This window comes from Acinetobacter wanghuae, assembly GCF_009557235.1.
Classification (GTDB): Bacteria; Pseudomonadota; Gammaproteobacteria; order Pseudomonadales; family Moraxellaceae; genus Acinetobacter; species Acinetobacter wanghuae.
In genome coordinates this window covers 2,242,385-2,256,367 of record NZ_CP045650.1, presented here as the reverse complement: position 1 = coordinate 2,256,367, position 13,983 = coordinate 2,242,385, and the positions used below count along the sequence as shown (strand labels likewise).

At 41.4% G+C, this 13,983-nt stretch carries 13 protein-coding genes and 1 riboswitch; of the genes, 9 read left to right on the top strand and 4 right to left on the bottom strand.

The annotated features are described in order from the left end of the window. Positions 1–8: 8 nt before the first annotated feature. Positions 9–212: riboswitch (cobalamin riboswitch) on the bottom strand. A 145-nt stretch (positions 213–357) separates the two neighbouring features. The 4 genes from GFH30_RS10680 (at position 358) to GFH30_RS10665 (ending at position 4,425) form a co-directional block, all read left to right on the top strand. Further along, positions 358–1,002 carry a phosphoribosylanthranilate isomerase gene (locus GFH30_RS10680; RefSeq protein ID WP_153372481.1) on the top strand — a complete coding sequence of 215 codons (645 nt, stop codon included), beginning with the start codon at positions 358–360 and terminating at the stop codon, positions 1,000–1,002. After that, a complete protein-coding gene (trpB, locus tag GFH30_RS10675) occupies positions 983–2,227 on the top strand; it encodes a tryptophan synthase subunit beta (RefSeq protein WP_153372479.1) in 1,245 nt (414 codons plus the stop codon). Before GFH30_RS10680 ends, trpB begins: the two co-directional genes overlap by 20 nt. A 568-nt stretch (positions 2,228–2,795) precedes the next feature. Next, a complete protein-coding gene (locus GFH30_RS10670; protein WP_153372477.1) occupies positions 2,796–3,305 on the top strand; it encodes a DUF1543 domain-containing protein in 510 nt (169 codons plus the stop codon). A gap of 127 nt (positions 3,306–3,432) precedes the next feature. After that, positions 3,433–4,425, top strand: coding sequence for a DUF2804 domain-containing protein (locus tag GFH30_RS10665; protein WP_153372475.1), 993 nt, complete (start codon positions 3,433–3,435; stop codon positions 4,423–4,425). Positions 4,426–4,461: 36 nt separating this feature from the next. Here GFH30_RS10665 and GFH30_RS10660 read toward each other — a convergent pair whose 3' ends face one another. Beyond that, positions 4,462–5,340, bottom strand: coding sequence for a metal-dependent hydrolase (locus GFH30_RS10660; protein WP_153372473.1), 879 nt, complete (start codon positions 5,338–5,340; stop codon positions 4,462–4,464). Positions 5,341–5,483: 143 nt separating this feature from the next. On the opposite strand from GFH30_RS10660, the gene GFH30_RS10655 reads away from it, so the two are divergent. Further along, positions 5,484–6,515, top strand: coding sequence for an AraC family transcriptional regulator (locus GFH30_RS10655; RefSeq protein WP_153372471.1), 1,032 nt, complete (start codon positions 5,484–5,486; stop codon positions 6,513–6,515). A 35-nt stretch (positions 6,516–6,550) separates the two neighbouring features. On the opposite strand, the gene GFH30_RS10650 is transcribed toward GFH30_RS10655, so the two are convergent. Further along, positions 6,551–7,888 carry a Na+/H+ antiporter NhaC family protein gene (locus GFH30_RS10650; protein WP_153372469.1) on the bottom strand — a complete coding sequence of 446 codons (1,338 nt, stop codon included), beginning with the start codon at positions 7,886–7,888 and terminating at the stop codon, positions 6,551–6,553. Between the two features lie 366 nt (positions 7,889–8,254). On the opposite strand from GFH30_RS10650, the gene trpA reads away from it, so the two are divergent. Genes trpA through GFH30_RS10630 form a run of 4 tightly spaced genes read left to right on the top strand, consistent with a single transcriptional unit; the run spans position 8,255 to position 12,229 of the window. Next, the gene (trpA, locus tag GFH30_RS10645) at positions 8,255–9,058 is read left to right on the top strand and encodes a tryptophan synthase subunit alpha (RefSeq protein ID WP_153372467.1); all 804 of its coding nucleotides are present in this window, start codon (positions 8,255–8,257) and stop codon (positions 9,056–9,058) included. After that, positions 9,055–9,951, top strand: coding sequence for an acetyl-CoA carboxylase, carboxyltransferase subunit beta (gene accD / locus GFH30_RS10640; protein WP_153372465.1), 897 nt, complete (start codon positions 9,055–9,057; stop codon positions 9,949–9,951). The genes trpA and accD overlap by 4 nt, the downstream gene beginning before the upstream one ends. Beyond that, a complete protein-coding gene (gene folC / locus GFH30_RS10635) occupies positions 9,948–11,231 on the top strand; it encodes a bifunctional tetrahydrofolate synthase/dihydrofolate synthase (RefSeq protein ID WP_153372463.1) in 1,284 nt (427 codons plus the stop codon). Before accD ends, folC begins: the two co-directional genes overlap by 4 nt. Then, positions 11,222–12,229, top strand: a complete 1,008-nt coding sequence (locus GFH30_RS10630; protein ID WP_406565731.1) for an SPOR domain-containing protein — start codon at positions 11,222–11,224, stop codon at positions 12,227–12,229. The genes folC and GFH30_RS10630 overlap by 10 nt, the downstream gene beginning before the upstream one ends. Before the next feature lie 3 nt (positions 12,230–12,232). Here the strand turns inward: GFH30_RS10630 and GFH30_RS10625 are convergent, their stop codons facing one another. Both GFH30_RS10625 and GFH30_RS10620 read right to left on the bottom strand, forming a co-directional pair. Continuing rightward, a complete protein-coding gene (locus GFH30_RS10625; RefSeq protein ID WP_153372459.1) occupies positions 12,233–12,832 on the bottom strand; it encodes a dual specificity protein phosphatase family protein in 600 nt (199 codons plus the stop codon). A 361-nt stretch (positions 12,833–13,193) separates the two neighbouring features. Continuing rightward, entirely contained in the window at positions 13,194–13,835 is a 642-nt protein-coding gene (locus GFH30_RS10620; protein ID WP_153372457.1) for a peroxiredoxin, read from the bottom strand. Positions 13,836–13,983: the final 148 nt, after the last annotated feature.

Below are 13,983 nucleotides of genomic sequence, written 5' to 3'. Positions count from 1 at the left end.
AATGATTGAGTGACAGAACACAACAAGCAGGTATCCGGACTGAAATGTGCACAAACTGGTGCTGAATATCCACCTTCCCATAGTTGCCTACAGTGGTGTAAATCATTTTGATTTATAAAGATAAACGTTTCATTTTACCGTTGCGGGGGCAGTGTTGGATTTGCACCAACTTCCCTAAAGCATGTGCTTAAACTTGTTGCAAGTTGGCGCAAGTATAAAGAGTGGCTTAGGTTTAAACAATCTAGATAGATAAATATGAGTGCGAACTTTACGCAAGCCTAAAAAATTCCTTTACAATGATTTGTCCAATTTTATAGATCGGCTATAACATTGGCAGAGGGTAAGAGTTAAAAAAATATGCGAACGCGTGCCAAAATTTGTGGAATTACACGACGAGAAGACATCCAATCTGTGGTGAATGCCGGTGCAGATGCGATTGGTTTGGTATTTTATCCACCCAGTCCACGCGCTGTGACAGCTGAGCAAGCCGCCGAGCTGATTCAGGCAGTTCCACCTTATGTACAAACGGTTGGGTTATTCGTCAATCATGCACTTGAAGAGATCCAACAGATTTTAAAAACAGCAAAGATTGATATTTTACAATTTCATGGCGATGAAACGCCTGAACAATGTCAAACCATTGCGACAATGCTCGGGCGCCGTTGGTATAAAGCCATTCAAATGAAACCTGATTTAGATGTAGCCACTGAAATTACACGTTTTGCGTCAGCAGGTGCGAGCGCAGTCTTATTAGACGCATGGCATCCTGAACTCAAAGGTGGCACAGGGCACAGCTTTGATTGGACGACATTTCCCAAACTAAATATTCCCTTGATCTTGGCAGGGGGCTTAAACCCTGACAATATCGAGCAGGCAATACTCACCACACAAGCCTATGCTGTGGATGTGAGTGGCGGTGTCGAGTCCGCTAAAGGTATTAAAGACCAACAACTCATCGAACGCTTTATGCAAGGAGTCCTTCGTGGATCAGCAAACTGTTAATCAAAACGATCAAGTGATTGACTATACCCAATACCCCGATGAACGTGGGCATTTCGGTATCCATGGCGGGCGTTTTGTGTCAGAAACTCTGATGGCGGCTCTAGAAGATCTAGAAAAGCTATACTTCCGTATGAAAAATGACGAACAGTTTTTGGCAGAATTCGACCGTGACCTTAGCTTTTATGTCGGTCGTCCAAGTCCACTGTATCATGCTGAACGATGGTCGAAAGAGTTGGGTGGTGCGCAAATTTACTTAAAACGTGAAGACTTAAACCATACGGGTTCTCACAAAGTCAACAACACGATTGGTCAGGCATTGCTTGCTAAGCTTTCAGGTAAAAAACGTATTATTGCTGAAACAGGTGCAGGTCAGCATGGTGTTGCAACTGCAACGATTGCAGCACGTTTAGGGCTTGAATGTGTAGTATTCATGGGCGCAGATGACGTGAAACGTCAAGCCATGAATGTGTATCGTATGCGTTTATTGGGTGCAACGGTTGTGCCAGTGGAAAGTGGCTCTAAAACCTTAAAAGATGCCATGAACGAAGCGATGCGCGATTGGGTGACCAACGTAGATTCAACCTATTACGTGATTGGTACTGTGGCAGGTCCACATCCATATCCGCAATTGGTACGTGATTTTCAATCGATTATTGGTCGCGAAGCGCGTAAACAAATTCAAGAACAAGCGGGTCGTTTACCTGATGCCTTGGTTGCTTGTGTCGGCGGTGGTTCAAATGCGATGGGCTTGTTCTATCCATTCTTAAACGATTCTGATGTGAAAATGTATGGTGTGGAAGCCGCAGGTTACGGTATTGAAACTGGTAAACACTCTGCGCCATTAAACGCAGGTCATGTCGGTGTGTTGCATGGAAACCGCACATATTTGATGTCTGATGAGCAAGGTCAGATTATTGAAACGCATTCAATTTCTGCGGGTCTAGATTATCCGGGTGTGGGTCCTGAACATAGCTTCTTAAAAGATATGGATCGTGTGAAATACGTACCGATCAATGACCAAGAAGCATTGCAAGGTTTCCGTGATTTGACTCAAATTGAAGGGATTATTCCTGCGCTTGAAAGCTCACATGCGATGGCATATGTGACAAAACTTGCGCCAACGATGGATAAAGATCAAATCATCATTGCCACCGTTTCAGGTCGTGGTGATAAAGATTTGATGACTGTTGCACGTATTGATGGCGTGGAAATGGTAGAGATGTAACTTTCTCGAAGTCCTCTCCTATTAGGAGAGGGTTTGGGAGAGGTTAAAAATAAAAATCGCATTCAAGCCATTGGATGCGATTTTTTATTTCCCCCAAAAAGCTAAAATATTTTCCTAAAATTTGAGTTGTGAATCGGTGACATGGATGTCACCTGTGTTTCTGTGATACAGGGAAGTATCATCAGAAATACAAAGTGGTTTTCTTGCGAAGCTACGCTTCTCATTTTGCCGAAACAAAAGTAAGGCATTTTGAAATAGGGATTAATTTTAGCTTCAGGTATAAAAGTATGATTTGCTAGATGATCTTTTACGTTACTTTGGAAAAGCCCAAAGCAACCAAAGGCTTTTTGTTGAGCAGATATTACCTCCCTGTAATACTCTCAACGGCGATATCCATGTCGCCAACACCTATCAAAGAATGGTGATTTATATTTAAAAATACAGTTGCTCGAATCTTTCACCATCTATAAAAAATAACAACAGCGTTTATTCATCCTTTTCAATAGTGGTAAAGGCCATACTTCAAGTATCATCAGGTTTCCTCGCTAACTGCCAAAGGAATCTCAACATGCCTAGTTTATTTATCGTCATGCTCGGTGGTCGCCACGCCCGTGCTAACACAGAAGTGCACGATGTTGTTCTTGCAGTTGGAGAGAGCTTAGAGGAGACCTATCCACAGCTCAAAAATGCATGGTTTGGCGAGCAAAAAGGTTTACATATTGATGCTTGGGCACAAATCAATGGCGTGGAATTTGAAGGCAAAAAATACCAACTACAATTTACTGATGCAGCACCGAATCAAGCTGATGAAAAATTATGGCTGATTAATTTGGGTGGCTATGATGCCCGTGAGTTTGGTGAATTACATCGTTACGTGTTGGTGGTCGCACAAAATGCGATGGTGGCAAAACAGCGCGGTAAAAACTACTTTGCAGCCCATTGGCAAAAACAACATACCGACCGTGTACTTGATGTCGATGACTGTATTGCGATTGATCATGTGCATGGTCGTTATGTGCAATTGGTTGAAGCTGAGTTTGTCGGTAATCATTGGGAAAATTGTTATATTAACATTTGATTTATAACGATATTTTAAGTTAATCGCTTTGGGCGTTTGATTTATATCTGAAATATTGTGATCAAATCCATTTCTTAGGCATAATAGCTTTGAAGAAAAACTTAAAGACTGTCATGGAATGTCATCAATGGATTTGATTCAGGCAAATGGGCAACCACGTTACGGCCGTTTTAAAGAAGTCCCGCAAAGTATTCATTATGGGGCGTATCAGTATAAAACACCTTATGGCGAAGTCTTAAAAGGCTGGCGTAAACATTTAAAATATAAAAAATTTAAGTTCTGTAGTATTCAACATGAACATTACACCATTGGTCTTGCAATCGCAGATATTGCTTGGGCAGGACATAGTTTCGTCTATGTTTATGATCATTTAAGTGGCGATGTGATGGATTGGAATACCATCAATCTATTTGCACGGCATACAGTAGTTGATGAACAACCCCTGTTTAATCATAGCTATTTTCATCATTCGCCCTTTCAAGTCGATATTCAACATGCCAATGGTGTGCGCTATATCAGTGTGAGCAAATATGGTGAAATTCAACTGAGTGCTCGAATTTTTTGTGCTGGCACAGACCCCTTAAGTATGTGTAGTCCAACGGGTATTAATGGTTGGACATATACGCAAAAGCTCACCACTTTGGGTTGTGAAGGTTATTTTGAAAATAAACATGGACAGACTATCCAATTTAACGAGCGTACTTTTGCTTCCTTAGATGACACTTGTGGTTTCTTAAGACCTGAAACAGCTTGGTTTTGGTTGTCCTGTAATTTTTGGGATGCCAAGCAAAATCGTGTCGGAATTAATTTGGCATCGGGCGTCAATGAAAGTTTTGGCAACGAAAATTGTCTCTGGTTCAATGGACAGATGTATGCTTTAGCTGATGTTCTTTTTGAACAGTTAGATGAAAATCAGTGGAAGATTCGATCTTTAGATGAAAAACTAAATCTGACATTAACCACAGGATGGCGCCGTTTTGAAAATCTAAATTTACGTTTGGTCGGAAGTCAGTTTAGCCAATGGCAAGCGAAAATTAGTGGAACGATTCAGCAGGATGATCAAGATATTGTCTTTTCGAATGAATATGGATTATTAGAACAACACTATGCCAAGTGGTAATAAAAAAAGCCTTCAGATGAGAAGGCTTTTTTCGATTCAATCTTTCGCTGCTTGCCAAAAAGCTTCTCCAGCCTGAATTGGATCATTGGTTTCTTCAAGTGTTTTAACCCAAACATCATATTGTGCAATAACAGGATGTTGACTTGGGTGAAAATCGGTTTTAAACCAATCTCGATATTGCTTACTCATGCGCGTTAAGGTGCCATTTTTACCAAAGAACCAAGGCAACCCTTTAATATTCATGTGTAAGCGCTGTAACGGACTAAAGCCATCATATTTCAGCATGACATTGGCGCGATACAGTGTGAAAGCAAACATCAAGACGGTAGTGGTGAGGAGCGTCGACCTTCTTAACCATTCAGGAGTTTTCGCAACGTCTTTCATCACATCAAATGCCACATCGCGGTGTTCCATTTCCTCAATCGCATGCCATGCAAATAATGCTCTCACATAAGGATGCCCATGCCTTAATGTCGATTTATGACCATAAAATGTTTCTGCCATCAGCGCTGTTAAATGTTCAGCCGCAGCTGTCATGGCAATATTGTATTGAGGTGAACGTTTTTCGAGTTCAAATTTAAAAATTTGATTTAAGCGTGCAATAAATTGATTAACAGGCATGCCTTGTTCACGCATCACCTGATTCATTTTTTCATGGGCAATGCCATGTTGCGCTTCTTGACGAATAAAGTCAGCCACGCGTTTTTGTAAATCAGGATCGGTAATCTGGTCGCGAAACAAACGTACACTTTGAATAAAATAGCGTTCGCCGTCAGGAAATGTCAGGCTTAAGGCATCAAACATCCGCGTGATAAATGGATCACCCCCAAACCAATAGCGCGGAATGTCATTCAGTTTAAAATCAAGATTGCTGCGAACCACAGGGTGAATAGGGGTTTTTAGGACTGCATTCATTTTGATTATTCTGTGTGATGGCAATGATAACAGTATCTCCTACAGTCACTGAATTGTTTTGACAGTTACAGCCATTTTTTATACATTTTATGCCAAATAATAACAATAATTTACCGATTCAAGATGCTTAAAAGGGGCGCTGCATGCAAGATGTTTATATCTCAAATGGTTATATTCAATTGTGGGCAAGTTATTTGCGCAGCCAAGGTATAGAACCATTAACGGCTGAGTTTTTGCAGGAGTTTCAACATGAGCTTGGGTCGCGACTTGAGCAATCCTTTGATACTCAAGTGCCACTTGCATTGCTCAATCGCATCATCTTCACGACTCAAAAGCACTTAAACCGACCGCAATTAATTTTTAATATTGTTGACGCGATTCGTCCAGAACATTTCGGGTTGCTAGGCTATATGGCATCAAAAAGCCAAGACCTTGCAGAAATGATTGGCTATATCATGCGTTTTCAGCGCTTAGTGATTGATGGCAATGAATTGGTACCAGTACAACTAAAACAAAGTGCCAATGAAATTGAGCTGTGTTGGGCGTTTTTGGATGAAAAATATAATCTACTCAATGAACTAACCATGGCGGCAATGTTGCAGTTAGCACGTTCAATTCTAGAACACCATCAATTGCTACTCAAGCAGGTCAACTTTGCCCATAAACCTAAAATGGCAGCGAAATATGTGCAGCATTTCTTTGCCGCACCCATATCGTTTGCTCAAGATCATTATGGTTTTATTATTGATGTACACGGTCTAAATCTTAAGTCTGAACAACCAGACCCGATGTTATTGCAATTGCTCTTACAACAAGCAGAGCAAGCGATTTCCGATAAGGCTCAGATTGAGTCGACTCTACAGCGTGCGCAGAAACACATTGCGGAACATCTTAGAAACAAACAAAAAGTCATGAAAATTAAACAATTGGCGGATGTGTTAAATCTGTCTATGCGCACATTACAGCGGCAGTTGAATGATGAAGGCACTTCTTTTAAAAAATTGTTAGAACATGAGCGTATCAAACGTTGTGATGCATTGTTAGCGCAAAATATGTCATTGAGCACTATTGCACAGCAACTTGATTATTCGGATCAATCTGCCTTAGCACGAGCTTATAAAGCTGCGACAGGACAGACCCTTTTAAGTCGGAAAAGACAACTGAATCAGCCATAAAAAAGCGACCGATTTGGTCGCTTTTTTCATTTTATTTATGCATGTACATTTTTGATTTTTGGAAACCTAAAGGCAATCGCAAGTACAGCAAAAATTGCTAAAATCCAACAATAATAGACACCTCCAATCAGTTCAACTGGAGAAAGCTGCGCGATTGAACATGCAAGTAATAACTGTGCGCCATAGGGGATTAAGCCTTGGACGACACAAGAGAAAATGTCCATCAGTGCCGCAGCACGTTTTGGATCGACGCCGTATTCCTTTGCGACCTCTCGTGCCATATCCCCAGACAAAATAATTGCAACTGTATTATTGGCAACGAATAGATTTGAAAAGACCACCAATATACTAATGCCAATTTCACCTGCGCGTTGACGCCCCACTTTAAATAAGCGTGTCATGGCATAAATACGTTCAATGAGCCAACGTAAGCCACCTTCATGTTGCATGATGGCTGACAAGCCGCCTAAGAACATGGATAGTAACGCCACTTCAAACATACCCACAAAGCCATCATAAATCGCATTATTAAGTTTGAGTAAGTCAAATTCAGATGTGGCAACTAAACCAAAAATTCCAGATAAAATCACACCAATGCTGAGAACTGCAAGGACATGCAAGCGGCTAAATGCCAAGACAAACACTGCCAAATACGGCAATACCAATAAACCATTAAAATCTTTATATTCCACAGCATTCGATGCACCGCTACCCAGAATATAAATTAAAATTGTAATCACAGATGCTGGCACTGCAATCCATACATTGACTCTGAATTTGTCACGTAATTGCACTTTTTGACTGGTGGTGGCTGCAATAGTGGTATCGGAAATCATCGATAAATTATCACCGAACATTGATCCTCCCACGACAGCACCAATAGCAGCGACAACACTAATCTCAGTGACTTCAGAAAAGCCAAAAGCAATGGGCGCACATGCCGCAATGGTGCCCATCGAGGTGCCCATTGCTGTCGCAATAAAGGCTGAAATGACAAATAACATCGGAAGCACAAATGCGGGTGGAATAATCGATAAGCCGAGTTGTACGGTGGCATCGACACTGCCAATGGCGGAACTTACACTGGCAAAGGCACCGGCAAGCATGAACACCATAAACATCAAAATTAAATTTGGATGACTAGCACCTTTAAGGAATGCTTCAATACCGTCATTGAGTTTGCCGCGATACACTAATGCAGCCAAGATAATCGCAGGCAATGCGGCAACAGGGGCTTTGATTTGATAGAACGCCATTTCTGTTCCAATCAAAGTGTGATAGATTCCGCTACCTAAAAAAATGGTTAAAAAAACAATGAGGGGGAGCAGTGCAATGGCGCGCGCATGCACTGTGCCTTCAGATTCAGTCTGCATAGGAGATAAAAAAATAGGAGAATAGGCGTAGTATAAAGCAGGTTTTGCTATTTCATAAAATAATAAGTAAATAAGCTAAGACAGCCATTTTTAACATTTTTTTAACGATAAAAATAAGTTTTTCTAAATATTCACTATTTTATGAATTACCGAAAATAGGCATCTTTGATCATTGTTAAAAAAATCAAAATATTCGTAAATATAGTCTTTCGGGTTGTTCTGAAATCTACGCACAGGAAATCAAATCACTTTACGCTATGTTGTGTACTGTTCAATGCACAAAAAATAGCGTTACAATGCGGAGTCTTGTATTTTTTACATAGTCAATGCCTCAAGTTTGAAACACGTTAAGGAACGCACAACCCTATGTCACGTTTAGCTACTCGATTTGGTCAACTTAAATCTCAACAGCGTAAAGCTTTAGTTTCTTATGTGATGGCGGGTGATCCACATCCTGAGGTAACTGTACCGTTACTTCATCAAATGGTGGATGCGGGTGTAGACGTGATTGAGTTAGGTCTTCCTTTTTCAGACCCAATGGCAGATGGTCCAGTCATTGCTTTAGCGGCAGAACGCGCTTTAGCAGGCGGAACCAACACTTTTGATGCCTTAAATATGGTGAAAGAATTTCGTTTAAAAGACAGCGAAACACCAGTGGTATTGATGGGATATTTAAATCCTGTTGAAGTGATTGGCTATGAAAAATTTGTGGCATATGCCAACGAATGCGGTGTGGATGGTGTGCTTTTGGTGGATCTACCGCCTGAAGAAGCAGATGATTTGAAAGTTGTATTACAACAATACGATATGGATCAAATTTTCTTACTTGCACCCACTTCAACCGATGCACGTATTCAACATGTGGTAAAACAAGCCAGTGGCTTTATTTATTATGTGTCATTGAAAGGTGTCACAGGCGCAGCAACTTTAGATGTATCTGAAGCGGCTGCCCGCATTGAAAAGATTAAAGCTGTGACCAATGTTCCTGTGGGCGTAGGTTTTGGTATTAGTGATGCTGCATCTGCGAAAGCGATGGGTGTTGCTGCCGATGCCGTTATTGTGGGAAGTGCATTTGTGAAGCAATTTGCAACGCTCACACCAGAACAAGCTGTTGTCGAAACAGTGAATAAAGTCAAGGAGCTTCGAGCCGCGCTCGATGAGTTAGTATGAGTCAACCAGTCAAATCAGGCAAAATTCTGAGCCCATCGACCCCATGGACTGAACGTCATGTTCCCGGGATTCATATGCCAGATGAGCAAACGACACTTAAAGCGACATTTACCGAGCCGACCATTGAGTGCCCAGAATGTCATGCTTTGGTGACGCGTACTGCAATGTCGTTTAACGCCTATGTTTGTCCACAATGTGATGAACATTTGCGTATGAAAGCCCGTGACCGTTTAAATTGGTTCTTTGACCAAGTGCAAACAGAAATGGGTCAAGAATTCGTTGCTAAAGATCCGTTGAAATTTGTTGATAGCAAAGCCTATCCAGATCGTATGGCGGAAGCGCAAAAGAAAACCGGCGAAACAGAAGCTTTGGTCGTGATGCAAGGTTTGCTCAAAGGCGTACCAATGATTGCGACAGCATTTGAATTCGACTTTATGGGCGGTTCAATGGGTACAGTGGTCGGTGACCGTTTTGTCCAAGCTGCTGAACGTGCGATTGAATTGCAACAACCGCTGATTTGTTTTGCTGCCTCTGGTGGTGCACGTATGCAAGAAGGCATGTTGTCTTTAATGCAAATGGCACGTACTTCTGCGGCAATTCAACGTTTAAAAGAAGCAGGTTTACCTTATGTCGTGGTCCTGACCCATCCTGTATATGGTGGTGTAACTGCATCTTTAGCGATGCTCGGTGACGTACATTTGGCTGAGCCAAAAGCGATGATCGGTTTTGCGGGTAAACGTGTGATTGAACAAACTGTACGCGAAAAATTGGAAGAACCATTCCAACGTGCTGAATATTTGCTTGATCATGGTGTGATCGACCAAATTGTTCATCGTCACGCATTACGTGATACAGTTTATCGTATTGTCGCGAAATTGATGAATTTGCCTTGAACACAGCACCACTAGCAACTGATTCACTTGATACATGGCTCGATTATTGGAGCCATGTTCACGTTACGGGTATTGATTTAGGTTTGGAACGGGTAATTCCTGTAGCTGAAAAGCTCGGTGTTGTCCGTCCAAATGCTAAAGTACTGACGGTTGCCGGTACCAATGGTAAAGGCTCAACCACAACGACTTTGGCTGCCATTTTAAATGCGCAAGGTTTTAAAGTCGGGCTTTATCAATCTCCGCATGTCTATCGCTTTAATGAACGTGTGAAATTGCGCGGCATTGAAGTTGAAGATCAGTTCTTGATTGATGCTTTTGTGCAAGTTGATCAAGCACGTCGCGAATGCGATCTCAGCTTATCTTTCTTTGAAGCCACCACACTTGCAGCCTTTGTTATTTTTAAAAATGAACAATGTGATGTTTGGGTGCTCGAAGTTGGTCTCGGTGGTCGCTTAGATGTGGTTAATGTGGTTGATCCTAATGTCGCAGTCATCACCAATATCGGACTCGATCATACTGATTGGCTTGGCGATACCATCGAGAAAATTGCTTTTGAAAAAGCAGGCATCATACGACCGAATATTCCAGTCGTGTTTGGTGGGCAACAAGATATTCCGCAAGCTATTTTAAATAAAGCAGCTGAAAATAATGCGCCGTTGTATGCAATCAATCGTGATTATTTTTATGTAGCAAATGCAGATGGACAATCTTGGAACTTTGCATCATCAGGGACAACCTTAACCTTCCCAACAGGCAGTTTGGCGCTCGATAATATTTCAACCGCAGTGGCTGCTATTTTGTTAAGTGGGCTAAGCGTTGAACAAGAGGCGATTGCGCAAGGGATTCGATCTGCAAAATTACCCGGTCGATTTGAAGTCCGTCAAATTCACAATAAAACTGTGATTTTTGATGCGGGACATAATCCACACGGGGTCGAATTTTTATTAAAACAATTGCGTTATTATTTAAATCACAATAAACAATATACTGAAGTGCAATGCGTTTTTTCAATGTTGGCAGATAAAGATATAAAATCTGTCGTTGAGCTGTTGAAAGATCACATTGGAATGTGGAGAATTGCACAGTTAGAAGTGGCTCGTGCGGCAGACATCACGGTTTTGGATCAAGCTTTGGCAGGCCAAACGGTACAGCACTTCGATAACATCAAATTAGCTTTTAAATCAGCGCTCGATGAAACGAATAATAATCAGCTGATTTTGGTATGTGGATCATTTCATACTTTAGAAGCGGTATGGGAGTATTTGGAAGAATGTCAATGAATAACAAACAACGCTGGATGGGTGGCGTAGTTTTACTCGGTGGTGGTGTGTTGTTGGCAGCATTGCTTCTTAAAGGGAAGGATGAAATTGATGTTCAGCATCAACAATTTCCGGATTCTTCTGAGCAAGTGGACAGTGCTGAAGATCATCCCAATTCGAAGTTAAATTCATTAACCGTAGATGTGGCGACTGAAAAACGTTTATTGGAACAGCAACGTCGTGACCGTGAAAAATCGGTTGCAGAACAAGAAGCACGTGCGGCGGAATTTTTGGCGATGCAGCAACAAGCAGAAGCTGATGCTGCACGTAAAGCTGCAGAAGAATATGCTGCTTTAAATGCACATCGTTTAGGACAGCAAAGTTCAGATAATATTCCGCCTGAATTAGTTGAAGATGAAAAAACCAAACAAAAGCGTTTAGCTGAAGATAAAGCCGCGGCTCAAAAGAAATTAGAGCAGCAAAAAGCTGAACAACAAAAAGCACATGCATCTACAGATACAGCTAAAAAAGAGGCTGAGCAAAAAGCGGCTTTAGCCAAGAAAAAAGCGGAAGAGCAAAAGGCGGCTGAAGAGAAACGTAAAGCAGCAGAAAAGTTAAAAGCGGCAGAAGCACAGAAAGCTGCGGATAAAAAAGCGGCTGAACATAAGGCAGAAGAAAAGCGTAAAGCTGACGAAAAGCACAAAGCAGAAGAAGCGAAGAAAAAAGCCGAAGCTGAAAAAGCGCGTAAGTTGCTTGAAGGCGATGATGCAAAACAGTGGATGGTGCAAGTGGCACTGGCTGCTAATGAAGCCAATGCTGATGCCATTGCAGCGAAACTTCGTGCTAAAGGCTACAAAGTCACCAAGAGTCCAACTTCAAAAGGGGTACGGATTATGGTGGGTCCTTCTAAAAATCGTGAAGCAGCTGATGCAACACGCAAAAAGATTGCTAGTGATGCAAGCCTTAATATGAAATCTGCGTGGGTGAACGAATGGGTGCCTTTAGATAAACGTAATTAAAGCTTAATGCATATCGTGTGACACCAAAGATGGATTCGAGAGTTGATCTCGAATCCATTTTACATTTTCAGGGGTAAAGAGATTTTCGATATTGCCCCAAATACGGTGAAAACCGTAACCACCATGTTTCATTTCTTGTAATGCCTGATCAATCGACCAATGTTCAAAAATAATGCGATACATTGCCACGCTTGCACCTGTTCGGTCTGAACCATGATAACAATGTAATAGCACACGTTGATTGTGCTGTTGAGCGCTCTGAATCTCCCGCATCACCTTAAGTAAATCATCTCGATCTAATGCCCATGTATGAATAGGAATATGCCGAAGTTTTAGATTTTCGGCTGCCAAAATTTTACTGTCTTTATCACGAGAACGTAGATTGATCACTACAGCAATTTCGTGCTGTTGTAATAAGGGTTTGAGTTCATGGTTGGGTTGTTCACTTCTAAACACTGAGTCACTTATTTTATAAAAATTATGGGTTTCATGAATCAGCTGTCCCCAATGTTCAGGTCGTTCATGCTCAGGTAAATCAGGCGTGCGAACGCAGCCTTGCAATGAAAGCGATAATACACAGAGGAGAAGAGGAAATACTTTCATAAAATATTTTTATTGTTATGGAGGTTTTTAGTCTAACCAATCATCTGACTTCATAAAGTAATAAAGTGTTTCAGATTTAGATTCTCCATCTGCACTTAAACTTGGCTCGTCAGATCAACTTTGACGCAGATGAAGGGGGATGGAGCAAGGCTTTGCCTGTCTTGCGAATACTTAAAGCAGTGCTTTTTTATATGAACTGCGCACTTCGTTTGCCTTGCGGCAAATTAAGGTAATGTTTTACCTATCCTTGCTAGCCATAGCATAGCTATGGCTCTTGCGCTCCCATGTAGCAACATTTGATTTTATCCTCACATTCACAGCATAGCTGTGAATCTTGCGCAAGGGCAGAGCGGTGCTCTGCTTATCCTTGCTCAGGCTGTGGCGTGAGACGTAAATAAGGAGCGACTGCCTTATAGCCTTTAGGGAAGCGTTGTTTGATTTCGTCCTCATCTTTCAGCGACGGCACAATCACTACATCATCGCCATGTTGCCAGTTGGCAGGCGTAGCGACTTTGTGATTGTCCGTCAATTGCAATAAATCAATCACACGTAAAATTTCATGGAAGTTACGGCCTGTTGATGCGGGATACGTAATAATCAGGCGGATTTTTTTATTCGGGTCGATAATTACCAAAGAACGAACCGTTAAGGTCTCGCTTGCATTCGGATGAATGAAATCATACAGTGTGGATACTTTACGATCTTGATCCGCAATAATCGGAAAATTAACTGTCGTGTCTTGGGTCTCATTAATATCTTTGATCCAACCCTGATGGGATTCAACATCATCTACAGATAAAGCAATTGCTTTTACTTCACGTTTTTCAAATTTATCTTTCAGCTTTGCAGTAAAACCAAGTTCAGTTGTGCAGACGGGTGTGTAATCCGCTGGATGGGAAAATAGAATACCCCAACTGTCACCTAAGAACTCATGGAATCGAATTTCACCTTCACTCGATTGCTGAACAAAGTCGGGTGCGATATCGCCTAAACGTAAACTCATTGTATTGCCTCATCTTTTATGATTATTTATCAATTTTTGCTGTATTTCGAGATTGAATATGACCGATTTTTTTTATGATGAAAAAAATAGTGTTTTTATCTTTCTTTATGAATAAAAAAGCTAAAATAGGAAAAATTTGCTGCAAAAT

What these genes read in the sequence shown, in the direction of transcription:
- GFH30_RS10680 (WP_153372481.1), top strand. Translation starts at nt 358, where the DNA reads ATGCGAACGCGTGCCAAAATTTGTGGAATTACACGACGAGAAGACATC.
- GFH30_RS10670 (WP_153372477.1), top strand. Translation starts at nt 2,796, where the DNA reads ATGCCTAGTTTATTTATCGTCATGCTCGGTGGTCGCCACGCCCGTGCT.
- GFH30_RS10665 (WP_153372475.1), top strand. Translation starts at nt 3,433, where the DNA reads ATGGATTTGATTCAGGCAAATGGGCAACCACGTTACGGCCGTTTTAAA.
- GFH30_RS10660 (WP_153372473.1), bottom strand. Translation starts at nt 5,340, where the DNA reads ATGAATGCAGTCCTAAAAACCCCTATTCACCCTGTGGTTCGCAGCAAT.
- GFH30_RS10655 (WP_153372471.1), top strand. Translation starts at nt 5,484, where the DNA reads ATGCAAGATGTTTATATCTCAAATGGTTATATTCAATTGTGGGCAAGT.
- GFH30_RS10650 (WP_153372469.1), bottom strand. Translation starts at nt 7,888, where the DNA reads ATGCAGACTGAATCTGAAGGCACAGTGCATGCGCGCGCCATTGCACTG.
- trpA (WP_153372467.1), top strand. Translation starts at nt 8,255, where the DNA reads ATGTCACGTTTAGCTACTCGATTTGGTCAACTTAAATCTCAACAGCGT.
- accD (WP_153372465.1), top strand. Translation starts at nt 9,055, where the DNA reads ATGAGTCAACCAGTCAAATCAGGCAAAATTCTGAGCCCATCGACCCCA.
- GFH30_RS10630 (WP_406565731.1), top strand. Translation starts at nt 11,222, where the DNA reads ATGTCAATGAATAACAAACAACGCTGGATGGGTGGCGTAGTTTTACTC.
- GFH30_RS10625 (WP_153372459.1), bottom strand. Translation starts at nt 12,832, where the DNA reads ATGAAAGTATTTCCTCTTCTCCTCTGTGTATTATCGCTTTCATTGCAA.
- GFH30_RS10620 (WP_153372457.1), bottom strand. Translation starts at nt 13,835, where the DNA reads ATGAGTTTACGTTTAGGCGATATCGCACCCGACTTTGTTCAGCAATCG.